Raw genomic sequence first — 22,870 nt, forward strand, 5'->3', positions numbered from 1 at the left:
ACGCCGTAGAACCGCAGCCGGCTCAGGTCAGGCCCAGGGCCGGCATCAGGTAGTAGAAGGCGAAGACCGCAGAGACCACGTACATCGCGGCCGGGATCTCCCGGAACCGGCCGGCGGCCAGGCGCAGCACCGTGAAGGTGATGAAGCCCATGCCGATGCCGTTGGTGATCGAGTAGGTGAACGGCATCATCAGCATCGTCACGAACGCCGGGATCGCGATGGTGTAGTCGGCCCAGTCGATCTCCTTGATCGAGTTCGACAGGATCAGGAAGCCGACCGCGACCAGCGCCGGGGTCGCCGCCTGGGACGGGACCATCGTGGCGACCGGGGTGAGGAACAGCGCGACGGCGAAGAGGCCGCCCGTGACGACGTTCGCGAGGCCCGTGCGGGCGCCCTCGCCGACGCCGGCCGTGGACTCCACGAACGCGGTGGTGGCCGAGGAGGAGCTGGCGCCGCCCGCCGCGACCGCGAGGCCGTCGATGAACAGGACCTTGTTGATGCCGGGCATGTAGCCCTCGGCGTCGGTCAGCTTGGCCTCGTCGCTGACGCCCATGATCGTGCCCATCGCGTCGAAGAAGCACGACAGCAGGACCGTGAAGACGAAGAGGACGCCGGTCAGCACGCCGACCTTGGAGAAGCCGCCGAACAGGCTGACGTGGCCGACCAGGCCGAAGTCGGGGGTGGCGACCGGGTTGCCCGGCCACTTCGGGACCGTCAGACCCCAGGACGGGATCGTGGTGACCGCGTTGAGGACCAGCGCGAGGACGGTCATGCCGACGATCGAGATCAGGATCGCGCCCGGCACCTTGCGGACGATCAGCGCGAAGGTCAGCAGCGCGCCCAGGATGAAGACCAGCACCGGCCAGCCGTGCAGATGACCGCCGGTGCCGAGCTGGACCGGGACGGTGGTCTGGGCGGCGTCCGGCATCCGGGTGACGAAGCCGGAGTCGACCAGGCCGATCAGCATGATGAACAGGCCGATACCGATCGAGATCGCCTTGCGCAACCCGAACGGCACGGCGTTCATCACGCGCTCGCGCAGCCCCGTGGCGACCAGCAGCATGACCACGAAGCCCGCGAGGACGACCATGCCCATCGCGTCCGGCCAGGACATCCGGGGCGCCAGCTGGAGGGCGACGACCGAGTTCACGCCGAGGCCGGCGGCGAGGGCGATCGGGACGTTGCCGATGACCCCCATGAGGATGGTGGTGAACGCGGCCGTCAGCGCGGTCGCCGTCACCAGCTGGCCATTGTCCAGGTGGTGCCCGTACATGTCCTTCGCGCTGCCGAGGATGATCGGGTTCAGCACGATGATGTACGCCATCGCGAAGAAGGTGGCGAAACCGCCACGGATCTCGCGAGCGACGGAGCTGCCGCGCTCGGAGATCCTGAAGTAGCGGTCAAGGGCGCCCTGGGCGGGCACACCGCCCGGAATCTCGGGGGTGGGGACCTTGGCGGGTGCCGAGGTGGACATGCGGGTCTCCATCACCAACGGGGTTCCCCCGAGCCTCGTTGGAGTTTCATACGAACAGAAGCGGACACAGACAAACGGTTTCAGTATGAACATATGAGTCCGAGATCGCCATCTCCGCGCGTAGAACGACCAGCCGCTTAAGCTGTGCACATGGCCAAGTGGACCCCCAAGCACGAGGCGCCCGAGCCCCTGGAGGGCCCCGTGGTCGCCACCATCACCGGCGGCACGATCGTCTGGTTCGTCCTCTTCCTCGTCCAGCTCCCCTTCTACGGCTGGTTCCACGAGCACGGACATCTGTGGTGGCTGTGGACCTGCCTGGCCGGGGGCGGACTGGGGCTGATCGGCATCTGGTACGTCAGGAAGCGGGACGCGGCGATCAAGCGGGCGGCGGCCCTGCGGTCGACGTCGGCCGAGTAACCCGTAAAGCGGGCGAGGGGGCAAAACCGCACGTACCGTCGGATGCATGACCGACATAGACGCCGGTGCGGAACTCGACCCCGTGCACCCGGTGGCCCTGCCGATGACCAGGTCGGCAGGGCTGACCCGCGCCGAGGTCGCGGAACGCGTCACCCGCGGCCAGGTCAACGACGTACCGGTGCGCAGCAGCCGGTCACTGGGCGAGATCGTCCGGGCCAACGTCTTCACCCGGTTCAACGCGATCATCGGCGTGCTCTGGCTGGTCATGCTGTTCGTCGCGCCGATCCAGGACAGCCTCTTCGGCTTTGTGATCCTCGCCAACACCGGCATCGGCATCATCCAGGAGTGGCGGGCCAAGCAGACCCTCGACTCGCTCGCGGTCATCGGCGAGGCCCGGCCGACGGTACGAAGAGACGGCACGGCCATCGAGGTCGCCGTCCATGAGATCGTCCTCGACGACCTCATACAGATCGGTCCCGGCGACAAGGCCGTGGTGGACGGGGTCTGCGTCGAGGCCGACGGGCTGGAGATCGACGAGTCGCTGCTCACCGGTGAGGCCGACCCCGTCGTCAAACGCCCCGGCGATCCGGTCATGTCCGGCAGCTTCGTCGTCGCGGGCGGCGGCGCCTACCAGGCGACCAAGGTCGGCCGCGAGGCCTACGCCGCCCAGCTCGCCGAGGAGGCCTCCCGCTTCACCCTGGTCCACTCCGAGCTGCGCACCGGCATCTCCACGATCCTCAAGTACGTCACCTGGATGATGGTCCCGGCGGCGATCGGGCTCGTCATCACGCAGCTCGCCGTCAAGAGCAACGGCCTCAAGGACTCTGTCGCCCGTACGGTCGGCGGCATCGTCCCGATGGTCCCGGAGGGGCTCGTCCTGCTCACCTCGGTCGCCTTCGCCATCGGGGTCATCCGGCTCGGCCGGAAACAGTGCCTGGTGCAGGAGCTGCCGGCGATCGAGGGGCTGGCCCGCGTCGACACCGTCTGTCTGGACAAGACCGGCACGCTCACCGAGGGCGGCATGGACGTCACCGAGCTACGGGCGCTCGACGGGGCCGACGAGGGTTACCTACGCAGGGTGCTCGGCGCCCTCGGCGAGTCGGATCCGCGCCCCAACGCCTCCCTCCAGGCCATCATCGACGCCTACCCGGACAGCGAGGAGTGGCGCTGCGTGGAGTCGCTGCCCTTCTCCTCGGCCCGCAAGTACAGCGGGGCGGCGTTCAGCGAGGCCGACGGCGAGACCAGCACATGGCTGCTCGGCGCCCCCGATGTCCTCCTCGCCGACGGCGACCCGGCTCTGGCCGAGACCGAGCGCCTCAACAAGCAGGGCCTGCGGGTGCTGCTGCTGACCCGGACGAGCCGCGACCTGGACGACCCCGAGCCGGCCCATGGCGCCCGCCCCACCGCCCTCGTCGTCCTGGAACAGCGGCTGCGGGCGGATGCCGCCGACACCCTGCGCTACTTCGCGGACCAGGACGTCCGCGCCAAGGTCATCTCCGGCGACAACGCGGTGTCGGTCGGCGCGGTCGCCGCCAAGCTGGGCCTGGAGGGCAGGACGGTGGACGCGCGGCACCTGCCCGCCGACCGGGCGGGCATGGCGGACGCGCTGGACCAGGGGACGATCTTCGGGCGGGTCAGCCCGCAGCAGAAGCGGGACATGGTCGGGGCGCTGCAGTCGCACGGGCACACGGTCGCGATGACCGGCGACGGTGTGAACGACGTGCTCGCGCTGAAGGACGCCGACATCGGGGTCGCCATGGGCTCCGGTTCGGAGGCGACGCGGGCGGTGGCGCAGATCGTGCTGCTGAACAACAGCTTCGCCAGCCTGCCGTCGGTGGTCGGCGAGGGCCGCCGGGTGATCGGCAACATCACGCGCGTGGCGACGCTCTTCCTGGTGAAGACGGTCTATTCGGTGCTGCTGGCCGTCCTGGTGGTGTGCTGGCAGGTGGAGTATCCGTTCCTGCCCCGGCATCTGACCCTGCTGTCCACCCTCACCATCGGCGTCCCGGCGTTCTTCCTGGCCCTGGCACCCAACAAGGAGCGGGCGAAACCGCACTTCGTGCGCAGGGTCATGCGGTACTCGATCCCGGGTGGCGTGGTGGCGGGGGTGGCGACCTTCGTGACGTACCTGGTCGCCCGTGACCACTACACGGGAAACGGCCGGCTGGACGCGCAGACCAGCGCGGCCACCCTCACCCTCTTCCTGGTCTCCATGTGGATCCTGGCGATCATCGCCCGCCCCTACACCTGGTGGCGCCTGGCCCTGGTGGCGGCGATGGGCGTGGCGTTCCTGCTGGTCCTGGCCGTCCCGGCGCTGCAGGGCTTCTTCGCGCTGAAGCTGGTGGGGGTCACGATGCCGTGGACCGCCGTCGGCATCGCGGTGGTGGCGGCGGTCGCCCTGGAGTGGCTGTGGAAGTGGGTCGACCGCCGTTTTCCCGACTAGGGGATGACTACTTCGCGCCCACGTACACACCCGTGGCGCTGACCGCCGGGGTCGTCGAGACGCCGGCGAAGGAGTAGCGCCAGTAGCCGCTGGAGTTCACGGTGGCCGTGGTCTTCACATTGCCGTACGAGTCCGTGGTCACCGTCTTGATCGTGGTGTACGTGTTCGTGCCGGCCTTGCGGAACTGGAGCTTGACGGGCTGGCCGCCGAAGTTGTTGTACGTGTGGTGCTCCCAGTCGGCCCGGGTCAGCTTGCCCGACACCGTGACGCTCTTGCCCTTGTAGACGGACGTCGAGCTCACGGTGGTCGTCAGCTTGGAGTTGCGCTGCACCAGGCTGGTGCCGAGGCCGCTCTGGTCCTTGAAGCCGACCTTGCTCATGTCGGGGTTCTGCTGGTCCTGGCCGTTGAAGGCGACGGCCTCGGCGGCCACGCTCCAGCTGCCGGCCCAGGCGTTCTTCAGGTCGCCGTCGGCCGGGTAGATGTTGATGGAGCCCTTGCAGGTGGCCGTCGTCGACGAGGTGGCGGTGCAGGTCGCCGGGTTGTCGCCGTACAGCTCGGGGGCGGTGTCGCTGTAGGTGCCGTGGTAGAGGAAGGCGTCCGTGTAGAAGTCCTTCGCGGCGATGTTGACGGTGGAGCCGTGCGTCAGCGTGTACGAGTACGCGACGGTGACCTCGTTGGTGGTGCCCACCTTGATCGACTTGGCGATCGAGACGTTGGAGAAGCTTGCGTTCAGCGTGTACGGCGCGCCCGAGTCGGTGACGGCCTGCGCGGCCGGGACTGCGAGGGCGGAGAGGGCCAGGGCGCCGGAGACGGCGGCCACGGTGGCACGTATGCGCATGTGCGATTCCCCTGGAGGGAGAAGTGATCGTGGAGTCGGTTGACTCACGCGATCAGATCCGCGGGAGATTCCGCTGGTTGTACGGCGGTTGCCCCCGCGGACCAGATTCTGTGCCGCGCTTACTGATCCATTACCGCACGTCGACGAAGTCACCCGTGGCGTTGACCGCCGGGGTGGTCGTGGTGCCCGCGAAGGAGAAGCGCCAGTAGCCGTCGACCGACGCGGTGGCCGTGGTCTTCAGGTTGCCCGTGGAGTCCGACTTGATGGTCTTCAGCGTGGTGTAGGTGCTGGAGCCGTACTTGCGGAACTGCAGCTGCACGGACTGGTTGGTGTAGCCGTGGTACAGGTGGTCCTCCCAGTTGGCCCGGGAGAGCTTGCCGGTGATCGTGAGGGTCTTGCCCTTGGCGATCGGCTCGGGACCGGCGTTGACCGTCAGCTTGGAGTAGCGCTGGACCTTGGTGGTGCCCAGGCCGCCCTGCACGGAGCCGTCCCCGGTGCTGTACTGCAGCGCCAGCGCGCCGGCGTTCCAGGTGCCCGCGTCGGAGTTGAGCAGCTCGTCGTCGGCGGGGTAGATGTCGATGAGGCCCTTGCAGTTGGCGGTCGTCGACGAGGTGGCGGTGCAGCTGGCCGGGGCGTCGCCGAGCAGGATGTTGCTCGCGGTGTCGGGCGAGGAACCCTTGTAGATGAACGGGCCGGTGGCGAAGTCGTCCGACGCGATGTCGTAGTTGGCTCCGTGGGTCAGCGTGTAGGTGACCGTGGTGGAGACGTGGTTGGTCGTACCGACCTTGACCGCCGAGGCGATCTTGAGGTTCGAGAACGTCACGCCGAGGTCCGCGCCTTCGGCGGTGCTGAACGCGGACTTGCCGGAGGCGTGGAGCGCCTTCGCGGCCTCCGTCTGGTACGACGGGGCGGAGCCGGCGGCCTGGGCGGCCGGCACGACGAAGGCGGAGAGGGCCAGGGCGCCGGAGACGGCGGCCACGGTGGCACGTATGCGCATGCGTTCCCCTGTATGGAGAAAGTGGACACGAGGTCCAGTGATCAAGGAGTCAGTCGACTCGCGTGATCAGACCCGTGAAGGAATGAGGTGGTTGTACGAGTGATGCTGTGAGTTTCCGGCGGATTCCCGGACGGCTACTGCACGTCGACGAAGTCACCGGCGGCGCTGACCGCGGAGGTGGTCGAGTTGCCCGCGAAGGAGAAGCGGTAGTAGCCGTCGGCGGTCGCCGTGGTGGTGGTCCTCAGATTGCCCGCGGAGTCCGCCGTGATGGTCTTCAGCGTGGTGTAGGTGCTGGTGCCCTTCTTGCGGAACTGCAGCTTGACGGACTGCGAGCCGTGGCCGCCGTACTTCAGCGACTCCCAGTTGGCGCGGGTGAGGGTGCCGGTGACGGTGAGCGTCCTGCCCTTCCTCACCGGCTCCGGGGCGGCGTTGACCGTGAGCTTGGCGGCGCGCTGGAACCAGAAGGAACCGGCCTTCTCCCGCCAGACGAAGTCGCCGTCCTTGGCGTTGACGAACGCGTCGACGTACCAGGTGCCGGCGTTCTTGTTGCTGTAGTAGTCGACCTTCGGGTCGACCGTCACCGAGGCGGTGCAGGTGGAGGTGGTGGAGTTGACGGACACCTTGTTGTCGCCGTTCACGACCACCTTGGTGATCTTGGTGTCGCCGTAGCCGCCGTCGGCCTGCGCGGCCGGGACGGCGAGGGCGGACAGGGCCAGAGCGCCGCCGACGACGGCGACAGAGGCGTGGATACGCATGTGTTCCCCCGCGTGCGCTGCGATCGGTGAGCCGGTTGACTCCGGTGGGTCGGACTCGGCACGCAGGGGAACGGTCGTAGGTAAGTTGAGAATTCCGTAAGAGAATTGTGGAGGCGGACGTCCGGGGTGCCGTCAGTCGAACCAGCGGTCCCTGGCCAGCTCCTCCGTCCGCGAGGGGTCCTCCAGCAGGGCCGCCACCTCGAACCGCCGGGGCCACTGACCGGCCGCCCACGCGAGACCGGCCGCGACCCCCTCCAGGGTGGCCGCGTGCAGCACACCGTCGTCGGTGAGCCGCCAGTCGATCTCCACGCCGTCCACGACCAGTTCCTCGTGCTCGACATAGGTCTCGGGCGTACCCGGCCCGAGCAGCACCCGCACCGACTCCGGTACGTCGTGCTCGGTCCCCTCGGAGTGCACCTCGCCGGTGACGGACTCGCTCAGCCGCCGCACCTGGAACAGCTCCGCCAGCTCGGCCGCGCGGGACGGCCGTACCGGCAGCAGCGCGACCCCGCCGGTGAACGGCAGCAGATCGGGCGAGTCGACCACGACCGCCTCCCCCGCGTCCACGACCTCCACCCGGCCGTCGACCACGGCCCGCAGCTCGTCCGGCAGCGTCACCTGCTCCGGGTCCAGCTCCGCCAACGCCCCGTACAGCCCGTGCAGTTGGGCCGGGGTGACCGGCCGGTCGGGGTCGGCCAGCCGGTCCAGCAGCTCGGCGGCACCGCCGGGCTCGTCCAGCAGGGCCGCGACGGAGGTGCGCACGCCCAGGGCCCGCAGCACCTGCTCGTCCTCGAACCCGGTCGCGTCGGCCTCGTCGTACAGGCCGTGCAGCAGCGGATCGCCGCCCGCCGCGAGCAGACCGGCGGGCCGGCGCCCGTCGAGCACGGGATGACCGCGCAGCCACCACGCCGTGTACGGCCGCACGATGTCGTGCGTGCCGTCGGGCAGCAGGATGCGCACCGGCTGGGTGAGGGCGTCCCGCAGCGGCGGCTGCGCGAGCAGCGCGAGCGCCTGCGGCCAGTGCTCGTCGTCCACCAGGTCCAGATCGCGTACGGCGACCAGCTCGGTGGCGACCGGAGGCACCGGGCTGTCCGGGAAGCGGTCGAGGATGTCCTCGCACCACACGTCGACCGCGTCCAGCAGCCCGGCGTCGTCGGGCTCGGCGAAGTCGCCCTCCCGGGGCTCCAGTTCGTCCGGGTCGAGGACCACGTCGGTGGCGCGGACCAGTGCGAAGTTCGCGAGCACGCCACAGGCGGCCAGCGGCTGCTCGCCCCACTTGTCGGCCAGGTCGTGGTCCACCGCGGCCAGTTCGCCCTCGCGGATCACCCGGGCGAACGGACTGCCGGGGAAGACGAGTTCCCCGGCGGGGGCCAGTTCCCCGTCCTCGTCGGGCAGGGCGAGGGCGCCGAGCCAGGGTTCGTCCCCGGGTTCCAGGTCCGCGTCCCGCACCAGCCCGAGCACGGTCTCGGCCAGTTCCTCCGCGTCCGGAGCGTCCTCCTCCCAGCCCCCGAGCGCGCCCTCCTCGTCCAGCGAGGCGGCGACGGCGGCCCGCACCTGCGGGGTGGTGAGCACCGCGCGCGGGGTCGCGGGCAGCGCGCCGAGCTTCTCCAGCAGGGGGTGCGCGGCGTCCTCGTGGGCCACCTTCAGCCCGAGCCGGCCGAGGACGTCCGCGTCGATCCGGGCGGCGTCCGGGGTGGGCAGGAGGACCTGCCGGGGGCCGATGGTGGTCCGCCCGTCCGCCAGCGGCACCGGCAGCCCGGACAGCCGGTCGGGGTCGACCCCGGCGAGGCTGTCGTAGAGCCGCCACCACCAGTCGGGGTCCTTCTCCAGGCCCGCGAGCCGGTCGACGGCGTCGGCGAGTCGCAGCCGGGCGACCCCGAGGGTGCGCAGCTCCACGCGCCGTTCGAGACCGGCGGGCAGCAGCGTGGGCAGCACCTCGGCGAGCACCCGGACGGTGGCGGCCCCGGCGCCCTCCACGATCTCCGCGTCCCTGGGGCGCAGTGCCTGAGGAAGCTCGTGGTCGTCGTCCGCCTTCGCCGCCACCGCCGGGGGCAGGAAGGCCGTGCGCGGCAGCCGCTCCAGCACGGCCTGCCGCAGCGCCCCGTCCAGCTCGCCCTTGCCGAGCGGTCCCGGCACGAGGTCGATGATCCCGTCCGTCACCGGCCGCCAGTCGGCGAGCAGTTCGGTGTAGACGTCGGCGGCGCGCTGCACCAGGAAGTCGGTGAGCGGACCGGGAGCCGTGTGCCGACGGGTGGTGTCGAGCGGGAAGGAGGCGATGAGCAGGGCGGGAACGCCGAGGGGTTCGTCACTGGGCGTGGGTGCGTGCACCACGGGCGTCGTACGAGGCCGCACCGGACGCCCGCCCTCGTCCTCGGGCACGGCCCAGGTCACCGACCAGTGGGGCCGCAGCCGCTCCTCCACCGGCCGGTCGGCGAGCAGATCGGACGTGAGCGCCCCATGGGCGGACACGGTACGCCACCGGGTGACCCCCTCGCGCGAGTCCTCCACCACGACGGCGGCGCCCTCGGTACGGCGCCGCAGCACCCGCTGCGCCTCGCCCCCGACCTCGATGACGACCTCCTCCAGGCCGGGCAGGGCGAGGAGCAGCGCGTCGTCGACGGAGTTCAGCAGCCGCTCGGCGAGATCGGCGGCGGCCGCGTCCCGCAGGGGCAGGATGACGGCGGTGTCGTACGGGTCCGGGGCGGTGCCCTCGGCGGCGAACGGCAGCCGGAGCAGCGGCACATGCCCGTCCCGGCGCCGGATCTCGTCCCCCAGCCCCGGGCTGTGCCGGGCGGTCTCGGCGGCCCGCTCCCGTGCCTCGCCGAGCGACCACCGCACGCCCCCGTGCCGCCCGACGATCGCGGGTTCGTCGGTCACCGCGAGTACGGCGGCGAAGCCGACGCCGAACCGTCCGACGGCGCCCTGGGTGGCATCGCTGTCCCGCTTGGCCGAGGCGCGCAGCGTGGACAGCGACTCGACTCCGGCCGCGTCCAGCGGGGCACCGGTGTTGGCGGCGACGAGGACCCCGTCGCGCAGGGTGAGCCGCAGCCGCCCCGGCACCCGCGCCCGGGCGGCGGCGTCGGCGGCGTTCTGGGCCAGCTCGACCACGAGCCGGTCCCGGTAGCCGCCGAGGACCAGGTCCTCCTCGGCGTTGGCGTCCTCACGGAACCGGGCGGGGCTGGTGGCCCAGGCGTCGAGGACACCACGGCGCAGCCGGGCCGTCCCGAAGGGATCGGCGCCTTCGGCCGCAGGCCGCACGTACTTGCTGCTCACGCTTACCCATCCTCCCGGCTTCCTGCGAGGAGCCCCTGGCATCGCGCCGGGGTGGAGCGCCTCGCGCCTGCGGATCGTATCCCGTGGCAGCGACACCGGGCGCCGGCCGCCGCCGCCCTCTGCGGGCAGCCGCGAACCCGCCCAAATCATTCAGGGCAACTGTGTTGACGGGCGGTGCGGTTGGACCTGGGCGGGCGGCGGTTACGAACGGTGCGCGTCGGACACGTCGGACATCGGCGCGCGGCCGTACCCGGGCCGCCCGCGGTCAGGAGTGGCCCAGTTCCGCCGTCTCCTCGTCGCCCGCCTCCGGGACCGAGCCCGAGTCACGGGCGGGGCGCAGGGGGAAGGGATCCACCCGGGTCTCGTCGATGACCGGCGGGGCCGGCTGCGGGGGCTTGGGCATGACCGCGGCCTCCGAGTGGCCGCCGCAGCCGTAGGACAGGGAGACCACACGGCCGTCGGCCGGGGAGAACTCGTTGGCGCACACGCCGAAGGCCTGGCCGAGGGAGCCGCCGATGGGGGTGAGGAAACCGCAGGTCATACAGGTGGCCGGGGCCGCCTGCGCCATCGCGGTCTTCGGGCCGTACGACTCCTCCCAGCGGTCCGCGGCGACATGCAGGCCGTAGCGGGACAGGACGCGGGCCCGGCGCATGCCCAGTTCCTCCGCCACCGCGGCGATCGTGCCCCGGGTGGGGACCGTGGGCTGGGTGGCGGGGGCGCCGGGGGTGACGTCGGCGTCCTCGGCCTCCGCCAGTTCCGCCATCTCGTGCGAGACCACCGAGTTCGGCGGCGGCTCCTCCTCGCCCGTGTAGCCGGGCTCCAGGCGCAGGTCGTCCTGGTCGGTGGGGAGCAGGTCGCCGGGGCCGAGGTCGCCGGGGCGCAGCCGCTCGCTCCACGGGACCCACTCCGGGGCGAGCAGGGCGTCGGGGCCGGGGAGGAGGACCACCTCGTCGAGCGTGACGATCTTGGCGCGGGAGGCGCGGGCCACGGTCACCGCCCAGCGCCAGCCGCGGTAGCCCAGCTCCTTGCACTCGAAGAAGTGCGTGACAACGCGGTCGCCCTCGGAGACGAGGCCGGAGTGCTCCCCGACCACACCGGGGGCCGCGGCCTCCTCGGCGGCGGCACGGGCGAGATCGACCGCCTCGGCGCACAGGCGGTCGGGGGTGCGGCTTCGCGTTGTCGCTGCGCTCACAGGTATCGCTTCTCTCCTACGCCGTCTCGTCGAGTGCGGCTGCCTGACGGCGGCTCTGCCGACGGAGCGGACCGGGGGACCGCATCGACGTCTGCATCCGCGCGCTGGACGCACCTCTGCCATCCATTCTGCGTTATGGCTGAGATAGGCACGCTACACCGAACGAGATTCATCGCCGTCACGCGGCAATTTTTCCTGCCCGCACACCCGGCCCGGCACACCGCCTCGCGGTTCGGTTCGGCGCCATGCGCGTCGTATGCGCACTATCCGGCCGCTTCTCGGGGCACTATGAAGCACGTGGCGACCGCGGACAGGCGTGGTGTTCGGGGTGGCGGTGCGAGCCGGGCCGGTGGCGCCGTCCGTTCCGTCGGGCGTGCCCTGCACTTCCCGGTCACCGGGGCCGCGCGCGGGATCCGGAAGGCCACGCATGCGCACGGGGCGGGTGAGTCGGGGCTCGGCAAGCTGATCGAGCTGCACGCGGTGAACGGCGCCGGCGATGTCATGATCACCGTGGCGCTGGCCTCCACGGTGTTCTTCTCCGTGCCGACCGACGAGGCCCGCGGGCGGGTCGCGCTCTATCTCGCCATCACGATGGCGCCCTTCACCGTCCTCGCCCCGGTCATCGGCCCTCTCCTCGACCGGCTGCCGCACGGCCGGCGCGCCGCGATGGCCGGGGCCATGCTGGCCCGTGCCCTGCTCGCGCTGGTGATCTCGGGGGCCGTGGCGAGCGGCAGCCTGGAGCTGTATCCCGCCGCGCTGGGCGTGCTGGTGGCGTCGAAGGCGTACGGGGTGGTCCGCAGTGCGGTCGTGCCCCGGCTGCTGCCGCCCCGGTTCTCGCTGGTGAAGGCCAACTCGCGGGTCACCCTGGCGGGACTGCTGGCCACCGGCGTCGCCGCGCCGGTCGCGGCGGGACTGCACCAGGTCGGCGATCCCTGGCCGCTGTACGGCGCCTTCGTGATCTTCGTCGCGGGGACCTTCCTGTCCTTCTCCCTGCCGCCCAAGGTGGACTCGGCCAAGGGCGAGGACGTGGCGCTGCTCGCGGCCGACGAGCGGCATCTGCACGGGCCGCAGCGCAGGAAGGAGCAGGCGAAGCGGCCGGGGCTGCGGACCGTGGGCCCCGCCGTCACCCACGCGCTCGGCGCCAACGCCGCCCTGCGCTGCCTCTCCGGCTTCCTGATCTTCTTCCTCGCCTTCCTGCTGCGCGAGCACCCGCTGACCGGCGAGAGCGCGGCGGTCTCGCTCGGCATCGTCGGTGTCGCCGCCGGCGTGGGCAACGCGCTGGGTACGGCCGTCGGGGCCTGGCTGAGATCACGCGCCCCGGAGATCATCATCGTCACCGTCGTCGCGGTGGTGCTCGGTACGGCGATCGTGGCGGCCCTGTTCTTCGGGGCGCTGCTGGTGGCCTGTCTCGCGGCGGTCGCCGGGTTCGGGCAGGCGCTGGCCAAGCTGGCCCTGGACGCGCTGATCCAGCGGGACGTGCCGGAGCTGGTGCGCACCTCGGCGTTCGCCCGCTCGGAGACGCTGCTGCAGATGGCGTGGGTGTTCGGCGGCGCCGTCGGCATCGTGCTGCCGCTCAACGGCACCGTCGGCCTGCTGGTCGGCGCGGTGTTCGTGGCGGTCGGCTGGCTGACCACCCTCAAGGGCCTCCTCGCCTCGGCCCGCCACGGCGGCCGCGCCCGACCCCGCGTCGCCTGACGCCCACCTGGCCCCACACCGCCCCGCGCCACCCGACCTCCCGGCCCGGCCCCGCGTCGCCTGACGCGCCCGCCTCGGCCCCCCCACCACCCCACGTCCCGGCCCAACCCCACGCCGCCCCACGCCACCCGCCGTCCTAACCCGGCCCCCCGTCACCTGACGCGCCCACCCCGGCCCCACGCCACCCGACCTCCCAACCCGGCCCCCCCGTCACCTGACGCGCCCACTCCGACCCCGCGTCGCCTGACACCCGCCCTGGCCCCACACCGCCCGACGCCCCAGCCCCACGCCGCCCCACGCCACCCGACCTCCCAACCCCGCCCCGCGTCGCCTGACGCGCCCACCCCAACCCCACGCCACCCCACGTCCCGCCCCAACCCCACGCCGCCCCACGTGCCCGACAGACCTCCACCTCGGCATCGCGCGCGGCACATTCCTGACCTCGGCATAACGAAGCGGACACGGTTTGCCGAACCGCGGGCACGGCTGGCGTAACGAACCGGGCACGCCGCACCCCGCATGGGCGGACGGCTCCGGCCGCCAGATAGCCTTCGGCCATGACCACGCTGCAATCCGTTGTGCGACGCCGCCGCGCCGTCGCCGCCGCCGGCGCCGTTTCCGCCGGACTGCTCCTGCTCTCCGCCTGCGAGAAGCCGACGCCTGTCGCGACGGTCACCGTCGGCGACAGCTCGGTCAACTCCGAGGCCATGTGCTACAACGACGGCAACGCGCTGGACGCCAAGTCGCTGGCGACGTGCGTCAAGAACGTCGGCAAGGCCAAGTCGATCAAGGTCGACCAGGACGAGACGGTCCGCATCGGCGTCGACCCGAAGATCGCGGACGCCGGCTGGGTCCTGCTGGTGAACGGCCAGCAGTTCACCGACGTCAGCAACAAGACCTACCGCACCGTCCCGGGCAGCGCGTTCTTCAACCAGCAGTACGGCACCCAGGGCGACATCAACACGGTCACGATCCGGATGGGCGAGAAGTCCAACCAGGGCATGTGGTCGTTCAAGCTGACGAAGGCCTGATCACGGCTTCCGTGCGCGTCCTTGTGGCCACCGCGGTCCCCGTCGAGCGGGACGCGGTGGCACGGGCGTTTCCCGGAGCCGGGAGCCGGACACGGCTCCCCGGCGCCCTCCTGTGCCGTACCGCGACCGGCTGTGATCTGCTCGCCGCCGGCGTCGGCCCGGCCCTCGCCGCCGCCTCCACCGCCGCCGCGCTGACCGCCGCCGCCCTCGAAGGCACCCCGTACGACCTCGTCGTCTCGGCCGGGATCGGCGGTGGCTTCCAGCCCGAGGCGCCCGTCGGCTCGCTCGTCGTCGCCGACGCGATCACCGTGGCCGATCTGGGCGCCGAGACCGCCGACGGCTTCCTCCCCGTCACCGAACTCGGCTTCGGGACCGTCACCCACCGGCCGCCGACGCCGGTCGTACGCGCCGCGGCCGAGGCGACCGGCGCCCGCACCGGCACGATCCTGACCGTCTCCACCGTCACCGGCACCGCCGCCCGCGCCGCCGAGCTGCGGGCCCGGCATCCGCGGGCGCTCGCCGAGGGCATGGAGGGCTTCGGGGTGGCGGAGGCGGCCGCCGCGCACGACACGCCGGTGCTGGAGATCCGCGCGGTCTCCAACCCGGTCGGCCCGCGCGACCGCGCCGCCTGGCGCATCGGCGACGCCCTCACCGCCCTCACCGAGGCGTTCGGGAAGCTCCTGCCGGTACTGGAGAGTTGGAACCCACATGACCAGTGAGCCCTTGCAGATCGCGTACTCCCCCTGCCCCAACGACACCTTCGTCTTCGACGCCCTCGCCCACGGCCGCGTCCCCGGCGCCCCCGCGCTGGACGTGACCTTCGCCGACATCGACATCACCAACGGCATGGCCGAGCGCGGCGAGTACGACGTGCTGAAGGTGTCGTACGCCGTCCTGCCGTACATCCTCGGCGCGTACGCGCTGCTGCCGTGCGGCGGTGCGCTGGGGCGGGGCTGCGGGCCGCTGGTGCTCACCCGCGAGCCGGGGGACGACCTGACGGGCCGTACGGTCGCGGTGCCCAGCGAGAAGTCGACGGCGTATCTGCTGTTCCGGCTGTGGGCGGCGGACACCCTTCCGGAGGGGGTCGGCGAGATCGTCGTCCTGCCGTTCCACGAGATCATGCCGGCCGTGCGGGACGGCAAGGTGGACGCCGGTCTGGTCATCCACGAGGCCCGGTTCACCTACCAGAACTACGGGCTGCACAAGCTCGCCGACATGGGCGAGCACTGGGAGCGGACCACCGGACTGCCGATCCCGCTCGGCGCGATCGTGGCCAAGCGCTCGCTCGGCGCCGGGACGCTGACGCGGCTCGCCGACTCCATCCGCGCCTCGGTGCGCGCCGCCTGGGACGACCCCGAGGCGTCCCGGCCGTACGTCATGGCACACGCCCAGGAGATGGACCCGGCCGTGGCGGACCAGCACATCGGCCTGTACGTGAACGAGTTCACCGCCGACCTGGGCGAGGACGGCTACGCCGCGATCCGCGGCCTGCTCACACGCGCGGCGGCCGAGGGGCTGGTGCCGCCCCTCGGCCCGGATGCGCTCGCGTTCCCCTGACGGGTGCCTATACGTCCAGCTGGTCGGCGACCGCCCGCAGCAGACCGGCGATCTTCTTGCCGGAGGCCTTCTCCGGGTACCGGCCCTTCTCCAGCTGCGGCGTGATGTTCTCCAGAAGGGTCGTCAGGTCCTGCACGATGGAAGCCAGCTCGTCCGGCTTCTTGCGCTGGGCCGCGGCGACCGACGGCGTCGGCTCCAGCACGGTCACCGACAGCGCCTGGTCACCGCGCTGACCGGCGACGACGCCGAACTCCACACGCTGTCCCGGCTTGAGTGCGTCGACTCCGGCGGGGAGAACAGAGGAATGGACGAAGACGTCACCGCCGTCGTCGCGGGAGAGAAAGCCGAAGCCCTTCTCACTGTTGAACCATTTGACACGCCCGGTCGGCACCGTCTGTCCTCGTCCTCGTACTAGTCGGGAAAAGTGCTCTTGACAGCACTAGAGCGGGTCCACCATGACCCGCCGCCATCAAGGCTAATGGTCTCGGGGCGGGTGACAAGACGTCCCCCGGTTGTTCCCTCGCGCTGGGAACTACCCTGGTCCGGTGCGTGACAAAACCCAAACGAATTCCGCCGCGCCCGGTGACCGGCTGATCCGCGCCGGTGCGATCGTCTTCTTCATCGGGGCCGTGGCCACTCTGGTCACGGTGGCCCCGCTGTTCCTCGGCGCAAAACCCTTTCCGACGTACATGTTCGGTTTGAGCATGCTCATGGCGGTCGGTTTCCTCGTCGCCGGCGCGGGCGTCCTGCGGTCGATCGCCGCCGGCCGGCGTCAGGCGCGGGGCGCCTCGCGGTAGGCGGCCAGCCACGCCGGGAAGACGGACAGGTCCGCCAGGACGACGTCCGCACCGGCGGCGCGCAGCTCGTCGGCGGGGCAGGGTCCGGTCGCCACGGCGACCGACAGCGCCCCCGCCGTACGGGCCCCGCGCACGTCCCCGACGTGATCGCCGACGTACACGCCGGCACGGTACTCGCGCAGCGCCTGCGCCTTCTGCTCGGCCCACAGGTCGCCCACGACCACGTCCGGCTCGATGCCGAGGTGGCTCAGATGCAGCTTGGCGTTGGGCTCGTACTTCGCCGTGACCACCATCGTCCGGCCGCCGGCCGCCCGCACCGCGGCTATCGCCTCCCGGGCGCCGTCCATGGCGGGGGTCGCGACGATGGCGATCGCCGGGTACATCTCCCGGTACAGGTCGGCCATCGCGGGCACCTGCTCCTGCGGGAACCAGTTGATCAGCTCCTCGGCGAGCGGCGGTCCGAGCCGGGTCACCGCCAGATCGGCGTCGATGTAGGTCCCGGTCCGCTCGGACAGCGCCACGTAGCAGGCATGGATACCGGGCCGGGAGTCGATCAGGGTCATGTCGAGGTCGAATCCGACGGTGAATGTCATATGCGGCATTGTGTCAGGACCGGTGCCTCCGGCGGTTCGGCCGGGCGGGCGGGCGCCATAGGGGTCACTGTCGTCTGCCGGGTGCGGTCCGTCTTGGGCTGGTCGCGCAGTTCCCCGCCTCTTCGGGGCGCGCCTCACCTGGTCCTCTGCGACCGCCACACCAGGAACAGCGCCGAAGCCACCGCCGCCCCCCGGACCACCCACGGCCATGTCCCGGCGACCGCGTCGTTCATGTGGCCCTGGGCGATCGGCTGGCCCCAGCGGCCGTTGCCCCTTCCCCACAGCCACACGATCCCCGCCGCGACCGCCGTACCCGGCAGGACCATCACGGCCGTCTTGGTCTCCGCGGGCGTCAGCCGCCGGGAGCCGTAGGCGATGACCCAGCCGAGGAGCAGCGCGAACCAGTTCCCGAGCACCGCACCGGCGACCAGCGCGGCGGCGGCCAGCAGCAGGAGGGGATTGGTCCAGCCGGCCGCGGGACGGGGGAGCAGACGCCGGCGCGCGGCGGAGGGCGCGGGCTCGGCCTCGGTCGCCTCCGGTTCCGGCTCGGCCGGCGCCGGGGCCCGGTCCGCCGGCTCCCGCTCCTTCGGCGGCCGCCTGAGCAGCTCCGGGATCTCCACTCCACCCACGAACCCCGGCACCGAGTCCGTCTCGGCCGCGACACCGAACGAACCGCCACCGACCCGCCACCAGTCGGGCTGTACGGCGCTGTCCCCGAGTTCGTGCGCGGCGGCCAGGTGCGGCGGGGACGGGGCGTCGCGCGGGACGGAGGGCTCGGGCCGGGTCTCGTCGGGGCGGGGGCGGGGGACGACCCGGCGCAGCGCCTTCAGGCCCCGCGGACCGTTCTGCCGTGCCCCGTCCGCCGGATCCGGCGCCTTCGGTTTCCGTTCGCGCGGCGCGGGCTGTACCGGCACGGCGGCGGGCGGCTGTGCGACCCCGCCGGTGCCGGGCGTGCCGCCCGCGGCCGCGACGACCTCGTCCGGGGTGCCCAGGCGGTCCAGGATGCGGCGGACCGCGGCGGGACTGTCGACCGTCGACTTGGCCCGGTGCCGGTCGATCTCGTTGCGCAGCTCCGACACGAGCCGCATCCGGGTGGCCGACGGCAGCTGCCGTTGCTGAGCGATGTCTCCGACACGGCTCAGGTACTCGTAGACGACCTGGTCGCTCTCGATCCCCAACGGAACCCCTCCGGGGCGACGGTGATGAAACCCCGTGAGGACGGTAGCGCAGAGACCTGGCGCCGAACCCGCGCCCCGGGCAGGGACCTCCGGGGACGCCCCCTCGGCGACGGCACCCGCTACCGTGGGTCAGATGAGCCAAGCGGCCCACCCCGCTCCCCGTTCCCTCGCGGAAGCGCTCCGCGCGCGGGACGACGCCTTGCTGGCCGCGCTGCTGCGCAGCCGCCCCGACCTCATCACGCCCGTCCCGACCGACCTCACCCAGCTGGCCACCCGCGCCGGCACCCGTGCCTCGGTGCTGCGCGCGCTGGAGCGGCTGGACCGGTTCGCGCTGCAGACGGCGGAGGCGCTGGCCGTGGCCCCGGACCCGGCGTCCTACGACACGCTGCTCGCGCTGATGGCCGGGGACGCCGGGGACGAGAAGGTCGCCGCCGCGCTGCCGCACGCCCTCGGCACCCTGCGCGAACAGGCGCTGGTGTGGGGCGACGACGAGCGGCTGCGGCTGGTGCGCACGGCCCGCGAACTCCTCGCGCCGTCCCCGCAGCACCCCTCCCCGACCGGGCTCGGGCCCAGCGTGCAGGAGGCCACCTCGGGCATGTCGCCGGGCCGGATCCAGGAGATCGTCACGGCGGCCGGGCTGCCCTCGACGCACGACTCGGTGTCCGCCGTGAGCGCGCTCACCGCGCTGTTCGACGACCGCAAGAAGATGGGCAAGCTGCTGGCCGGCGCCCCGGAGCCCGCCCGCGAGGTGCTGGCGCGGCTGGTGTGGGGGCCGCCGTACGGGCAGGTCACCCCCGAACCGGCGGCGCATCTGCGCTGGCTGCTCGACCGCGGTCTGCTGCTGCCGACCGCGCCCGGCACGGTCGTCCTGCCGCGTGAGGTCGCCCTGCATCTGCGCGAGGGCCGGGCGCACCGCGCACCCGAGCCGCTGCCGCCGGCCGTGGAGGCGGCCGCGACATACGGTCCGCAGGTGGTGGACGCGACGGCGGCCGGGCAGGCGTACACCGCGCTCGCCACGGTCGAGGAGCTGCTGAAGGACTGGGACGAGGGCGGCCCGGCCGTGCTGCGGGCCGGCGGCCTCAGCGTCCGCGATCTGAAGCGGACCGCCGTCGCCCTGGACGTGTCCGAGCCGGTCGCCGCGTTCTGGGTGGAACTGGCGTACGCGGCCGGGCTGATCGCCTCCGACGGCGAGGCCGACGAGCGGTACGCGGCCACGCCCGCCTACGACGAGTGGCTGGAACGGCCCGCCGCCGAGCGCTGGTCCCAGCTGGCGGAGGCCTGGCTGGCGGCCACCCGGACGCCGGGGCTGGTCGGCGGGCGGGACGCCAAGGACCGTACGCTCGCCGCGCTCGGCCCCGGCCTGGACCGCTCGGCCGCGCCCGAGGTACGGCACCGGGTGCTGACCCTGCTGGCCGGGCTGCCGGCGGGAGCCGCACCGGACACCGAGTCGGTGCTGGCCCGGCTGCGCTGGGAACGGCCCCTGCGCGGACCCCAGCAGCGGGACGGCGACGAGGACCTGCGCTCCCGGCTCGCCCGCTGGACCCTGTCCGAGGCGGAGCTGCTGGGCGTCACGGGACGGGGCGCGCTGTCGGCACACGGCCGGGCGCTGCTGGGCGCGCCGGCACCGGGGACGGGAACGGGAACGGGCTCGCGCACGGCGTCGGGCGCCCCCGGCACCCCGGCCGCCTCCGTCGGCTCGCTCGACACCGTCACCACCGCCCCCACCGGCCCCACCGCCCCCACCGGCCCCACTGGCCCCACCGGCCCCGGCGACAAGCTGCCCGTCCACCATCACCACCGTCCCGGCCCCGCCCTCACCCCGCTCTCCCCCGCCGAGCAGGCCGTGGCGACGGCCGCCGCCGCCCGGCTCCTCGCGCCGCTCCTGCCCGAGCCGCTGGACCACGTGCTGCTCCAGGCCGACCTGACGGCGGTGGCACCCGGACCGCTGCAACGCCCCCTCGCCGACCTGCTGGACGTGCTGGCGGACGTCGAGTCCAAGGGCGGCGCGACCGTGTACCGCTTCACCCCGGCTTCCGTACGGCGGGCCCTGGACGCCGGCCGTACCGCCGCCGATCTGCACGCCTTCCTCGCCGAGCACTCCCGCACCCCGGTGCCGCAGCCGCTCGCGTATCTGATCGACGACGTGGCCCGCAAGCACGGGCACCTCCGGGTCGGCGCGGCCTCGGCGTATGTGCGCTGCGACGACGACGCCCTGCTGAACGAGATCCTCGCCGACCGGCGCGCCGCCGCCCTGCGGCTGCGCCGGCTCGCCCCGACCGTGCTGGCCGCCCAGTGCGACCCGGCCACGCTGCTGGAGGGCCTGCGCGCGATGGGCTTCGCGCCGGCCGCCGAGTCCGCCGAGGGTGACGTCCTGATCACCCGCGCCCACGCCCACCGCACCCCGCCGCGCACCGCCCCCGAGCCGGTCCCGGACGGCCCGCCGCCGCCCGACGCCGCGCTGCTCACGGCGGCGATCCGGGCGATCCGGGCCGGCGATCTGGCCGCCACCGCCCCGCGCAAGACCTCCGGGGCCGCGACTCCGCTGCCGGGCGGCGAACTGCCCCGCACCTCCTCCGCCGAGACCCTGGCCACCGTGCAGGCCGCCGTCCTGACCGGCGCGTCCCTCTGGATCGGCTACGTCAACGCCGAGGGCACCGCCAGCCAGCGCGTCATCGCCCCGGTCAAGGTGGAGGGCGGTTTCGTCACGGCGTACGACCACACCGCGGACGAGGTACGCACGTATCCGCTGCACCGGATCACCGGCGTGGCGGAGCTCGCGGAAGACTGACGGTGATCGTCGGCGTTTAGGGCACACTGGACGTTTGGTTGTTGTGGAAAGGGTGTGTGCCGCACGTGAACGGACCGCTGATCGTCCAGTCCGACAAGACCCTGCTCCTGGAGGTCGACCACGAGCGGGCCGACGACTGCCGGCGTGCCATCGCGCCGTTCGCCGAGCTGGAGCGGGCGCCCGAGCACATCCACACCTATCGGGTCACCCCGCTCGGGCTGTGGAACGCGCGGGCCGCGGGGCATGACGCCGAGCAGGTCGTGGACGCGCTGGTGCAGTTCAGCCGGTATCCGGTGCCGCACGCGCTGCTCGTGGACATCGCCGAGACGATGGACCGGTACGGGCGGCTCACGCTCAGCAAGCACCCGGCACACGGGCTCGTGCTGACCACCACCGACCGGCCGGTGCTGGAGGAGGTGCTGAAGTCCAAGCGGATCGCCCCGCTGGTGGGGGCGCGGATCGATGCGGACTCGGTCGTCGTGCACCCGTCCGAGCGCGGGCAGATCAAGCAGGTGCTGCTGAAGCTGGGCTGGCCGGCCGAGGACCTCGCCGGGTACGTCGACGGCGAGGCGCATCCGATCGAGCTGCTGGAGGACGGCTGGGCGCTTCGGCCGTACCAGAAGCAGGCCGTGGAGAACTTCTGGCACGGCGGCAGCGGTGTCGTGGTGCTGCCCTGTGGCGCCGGGAAGACACTGGTCGGCGCCGGGTCCATGGCCCAGGCCAAGTCCACGACCCTGATCCTCGTCACCAACACCGTCTCGGCGCGGCAGTGGAAGCACGAGCTGGTGAAGCGGACCTCGCTGACCGAGGACGAGATCGGCGAGTACAGCGGTACCAGGAAGGAGATCCGCCCGGTCACCATCGCCACCTACCAGGTGCTGACGACCAAGCGGAAGGGTGTCTATCCGCACCTGGAGCTGTTCGACTCCCGGGACTGGGGTCTGATCGTCTACGACGAGGTGCATCTGCTGCCCGCTCCTGTCTTCAAGTTCACCGCCGATCTGCAGGCGCGCCGCCGGCTGGGCCTCACCGCGACCCTCGTCCGCGAGGACGGCCGCGAGTCGGACGTGTTCTCCCTCATCGGGCCGAAGCGGTTCGACGCGCCCTGGAAGGAGATCGAGGCGCAGGGGTACATCGCGCCGGCCGACTGTGTCGAGGTCCGGGTGAATCTGACGGACTCCGAGCGGCTGGCGTACGCGACGGCCGAGACGGACGAGAAGTACCGCTTCTGTGCGACGACGGACACCAAGCGGAAGGTGACGGAGGCGATCGTCCGCCGTTTCGCCGGCCAGCAGATCCTCGTCATCGGCCAGTACATCGACCAACTCGACGAGCTGGGCGAGCACTTGAACGCGCCCGTCATCAAGGGCGAGACCTCCAACGCCCAGCGCGAGAAGCTCTTCGACGCCTTCCGCGAGGGCGAGATCAGCGTGCTGGTGGTGTCGAAGGTCGCGAACTTCTCCATCGACCTGCCGGAGGCGACGGTCGCCATCCAGGTGTCCGGCACCTTCGGCTCCCGCCAGGAGGAGGCCCAGCGCCTCGGCCGGGTCCTGCGCCCGAAGGCCGACGGCCACCAGGCGCACTTCTACTCGGTCGTCGCCCGCGACACCATCGACCAGGACTTCGCCGCCCACCGCCAGCGCTTCCTGGCCGAACAGGGCTACGCCTACCGGATCGTGGACGCGGACGAGATCCTGGCCGAGGACAGCACCGGCTGAGCCGCCCGGAGCGCCGCAGCCGCGATCAGCGCCGGCCCCAGCAGCGGGTACGGCGAGGCCCCGGGCTGTTGGATCGCGAGCAGGAGCGTGTTGCCCGCGGGAAGGGCCGCCTTCGGGGCCGGGA

The 22,870-nt window shown here is 72.3% G+C and carries 18 protein-coding genes; 9 read left to right on the plus strand and 9 right to left on the minus strand.

Going from position 1 to position 22,870, the window contains the following annotated elements:
- Nucleotides 1-22 precede the first annotated feature (22 nt).
- The gene (locus tag ACWCQS_RS19080; RefSeq protein WP_451005485.1) at nucleotides 23-1,474 is read right to left on the minus strand and encodes an NCS2 family permease; all 1,452 of its coding nucleotides are present in this window, start codon (nucleotides 1,472-1,474) and stop codon (nucleotides 23-25) included.
- Nucleotides 1,475-1,624: 150 nt separating this feature from the next.
- Here ACWCQS_RS19080 and ACWCQS_RS19085 point away from each other — a divergent pair, with 150 nt between their 5' ends.
- The gene (locus ACWCQS_RS19085) at nucleotides 1,625-1,891 is read left to right on the plus strand and encodes a DUF2530 domain-containing protein (RefSeq protein WP_451005486.1); all 267 of its coding nucleotides are present in this window, start codon (nucleotides 1,625-1,627) and stop codon (nucleotides 1,889-1,891) included.
- Between the two features lie 46 nt (nucleotides 1,892-1,937).
- Nucleotides 1,938-4,334, plus strand: coding sequence for an HAD-IC family P-type ATPase (locus ACWCQS_RS19090; RefSeq protein WP_451005487.1), 2,397 nt, complete (start codon nucleotides 1,938-1,940; stop codon nucleotides 4,332-4,334).
- Nucleotides 4,335-4,341: 7 nt separating this feature from the next.
- On the opposite strand, the gene ACWCQS_RS19095 is transcribed toward ACWCQS_RS19090, so the two are convergent.
- From ACWCQS_RS19095 to ACWCQS_RS19115, 5 genes are all read right to left on the minus strand, one after another.
- Nucleotides 4,342-5,172, minus strand: coding sequence for a hypothetical protein (locus ACWCQS_RS19095; RefSeq protein WP_451005488.1), 831 nt, complete (start codon nucleotides 5,170-5,172; stop codon nucleotides 4,342-4,344).
- A gap of 130 nt (nucleotides 5,173-5,302) precedes the next feature.
- The gene (locus ACWCQS_RS19100) at nucleotides 5,303-6,169 is read right to left on the minus strand and encodes a hypothetical protein (protein ID WP_451005489.1); all 867 of its coding nucleotides are present in this window, start codon (nucleotides 6,167-6,169) and stop codon (nucleotides 5,303-5,305) included.
- A 134-nt stretch (nucleotides 6,170-6,303) separates the two neighbouring features.
- A complete protein-coding gene (locus ACWCQS_RS19105) occupies nucleotides 6,304-6,924 on the minus strand; it encodes a calcium-binding protein (RefSeq protein WP_451005490.1) in 621 nt (206 codons plus the stop codon).
- 132 nt (nucleotides 6,925-7,056) lie between these two features.
- Nucleotides 7,057-10,197 (minus strand): sacsin N-terminal ATP-binding-like domain-containing protein, encoded by a 3,141-nt coding sequence (locus ACWCQS_RS19110; RefSeq protein WP_451005491.1) that lies wholly within the window; start codon nucleotides 10,195-10,197, stop codon nucleotides 7,057-7,059.
- Between the two features lie 265 nt (nucleotides 10,198-10,462).
- The gene (locus tag ACWCQS_RS19115) at nucleotides 10,463-11,389 is read right to left on the minus strand and encodes a DUF3027 domain-containing protein (protein WP_451005492.1); all 927 of its coding nucleotides are present in this window, start codon (nucleotides 11,387-11,389) and stop codon (nucleotides 10,463-10,465) included.
- Between the two features lie 288 nt (nucleotides 11,390-11,677).
- Between ACWCQS_RS19115 and ACWCQS_RS19120 the strand changes: the two genes are divergently transcribed.
- The 4 genes from ACWCQS_RS19120 (at nucleotide 11,678) to ACWCQS_RS19135 (ending at nucleotide 15,672) form a co-directional block, all read left to right on the plus strand.
- Entirely contained in the window at nucleotides 11,678-13,084 is a 1,407-nt protein-coding gene (locus tag ACWCQS_RS19120) for an MFS transporter (RefSeq protein ID WP_451005493.1), read from the plus strand.
- Nucleotides 13,085-13,641: 557 nt separating this feature from the next.
- Nucleotides 13,642-14,115, plus strand: coding sequence for a DUF2771 domain-containing protein (locus ACWCQS_RS19125; RefSeq protein WP_451005494.1), 474 nt, complete (start codon nucleotides 13,642-13,644; stop codon nucleotides 14,113-14,115).
- A gap of 11 nt (nucleotides 14,116-14,126) precedes the next feature.
- On the plus strand, nucleotides 14,127-14,834 hold the full coding sequence (locus tag ACWCQS_RS19130; RefSeq protein WP_451005495.1) for a futalosine hydrolase: 708 nt from the start codon (nucleotides 14,127-14,129) through the stop codon (nucleotides 14,832-14,834).
- Entirely contained in the window at nucleotides 14,824-15,672 is an 849-nt protein-coding gene (locus tag ACWCQS_RS19135; protein ID WP_451005496.1) for a 1,4-dihydroxy-6-naphthoate synthase, read from the plus strand. The genes ACWCQS_RS19130 and ACWCQS_RS19135 overlap by 11 nt, the downstream gene beginning before the upstream one ends.
- A gap of 7 nt (nucleotides 15,673-15,679) precedes the next feature.
- Here ACWCQS_RS19135 and ACWCQS_RS19140 read toward each other — a convergent pair whose 3' ends face one another.
- Entirely contained in the window at nucleotides 15,680-16,063 is a 384-nt protein-coding gene (locus tag ACWCQS_RS19140; protein ID WP_451005497.1) for a cold-shock protein, read from the minus strand.
- Nucleotides 16,064-16,217: 154 nt separating this feature from the next.
- On the opposite strand from ACWCQS_RS19140, the gene ACWCQS_RS19145 reads away from it, so the two are divergent.
- A complete protein-coding gene (locus ACWCQS_RS19145) occupies nucleotides 16,218-16,469 on the plus strand; it encodes a hypothetical protein (RefSeq protein WP_356303861.1) in 252 nt (83 codons plus the stop codon).
- On the opposite strand, the gene ACWCQS_RS19150 is transcribed toward ACWCQS_RS19145, so the two are convergent.
- Nucleotides 16,445-17,071, minus strand: coding sequence for an HAD family hydrolase (locus tag ACWCQS_RS19150; RefSeq protein ID WP_451005498.1), 627 nt, complete (start codon nucleotides 17,069-17,071; stop codon nucleotides 16,445-16,447). The two genes, ACWCQS_RS19145 and ACWCQS_RS19150, sit on opposite strands and share 25 nt — an antisense overlap.
- Nucleotides 17,072-17,196: 125 nt before the next feature.
- Nucleotides 17,197-18,240, minus strand: a complete 1,044-nt coding sequence (locus ACWCQS_RS19155) for a hypothetical protein (RefSeq protein WP_451005499.1) — start codon at nucleotides 18,238-18,240, stop codon at nucleotides 17,197-17,199.
- A 133-nt stretch (nucleotides 18,241-18,373) separates the two neighbouring features.
- Between ACWCQS_RS19155 and ACWCQS_RS19160 the strand changes: the two genes are divergently transcribed.
- Together ACWCQS_RS19160 and ACWCQS_RS19165 are read left to right on the plus strand one after the other, a co-directional pair.
- Nucleotides 18,374-21,028: a helicase-associated domain-containing protein gene (locus tag ACWCQS_RS19160; RefSeq protein ID WP_451005500.1), complete on the plus strand. Its 2,655-nt coding sequence runs from the start codon at nucleotides 18,374-18,376 to the stop codon at nucleotides 21,026-21,028.
- Nucleotides 21,029-21,093: 65 nt separating this feature from the next.
- The gene (locus ACWCQS_RS19165) at nucleotides 21,094-22,746 is read left to right on the plus strand and encodes a DNA repair helicase XPB (protein WP_451005501.1); all 1,653 of its coding nucleotides are present in this window, start codon (nucleotides 21,094-21,096) and stop codon (nucleotides 22,744-22,746) included.
- The last annotated feature ends 124 nt before the right edge of the window (nucleotides 22,747-22,870 follow it).

It is taken from the genome of Streptomyces sp. NPDC002076, assembly GCF_053593835.1.

Bases quoted from the DNA above. Each gene is read 5' to 3' on its own strand.
- ACWCQS_RS19135 (WP_451005496.1), top strand. From the start codon at position 14,824: ATGACCAGTGAGCCCTTGCAGATCGCGTACTCCCCCTGCCCCAACGAC.
- ACWCQS_RS19085 (WP_451005486.1), top strand. From the start codon at position 1,625: ATGGCCAAGTGGACCCCCAAGCACGAGGCGCCCGAGCCCCTGGAGGGC.
- ACWCQS_RS19105 (WP_451005490.1), bottom strand. From the start codon at position 6,924: ATGCGTATCCACGCCTCTGTCGCCGTCGTCGGCGGCGCTCTGGCCCTG.
- ACWCQS_RS19090 (WP_451005487.1), top strand. From the start codon at position 1,938: ATGACCGACATAGACGCCGGTGCGGAACTCGACCCCGTGCACCCGGTG.
- ACWCQS_RS19120 (WP_451005493.1), top strand. From the start codon at position 11,678: ATGAAGCACGTGGCGACCGCGGACAGGCGTGGTGTTCGGGGTGGCGGT.
- ACWCQS_RS19080 (WP_451005485.1), bottom strand. From the start codon at position 1,474: ATGTCCACCTCGGCACCCGCCAAGGTCCCCACCCCCGAGATTCCGGGC.
- ACWCQS_RS19150 (WP_451005498.1), bottom strand. From the start codon at position 17,071: ATGCCGCATATGACATTCACCGTCGGATTCGACCTCGACATGACCCTG.
- ACWCQS_RS19100 (WP_451005489.1), bottom strand. From the start codon at position 6,169: ATGCGCATACGTGCCACCGTGGCCGCCGTCTCCGGCGCCCTGGCCCTC.
- ACWCQS_RS19125 (WP_451005494.1), top strand. From the start codon at position 13,642: ATGACCACGCTGCAATCCGTTGTGCGACGCCGCCGCGCCGTCGCCGCC.
- ACWCQS_RS19160 (WP_451005500.1), top strand. From the start codon at position 18,374: ATGAGCCAAGCGGCCCACCCCGCTCCCCGTTCCCTCGCGGAAGCGCTC.
- ACWCQS_RS19095 (WP_451005488.1), bottom strand. From the start codon at position 5,172: ATGCGCATACGTGCCACCGTGGCCGCCGTCTCCGGCGCCCTGGCCCTC.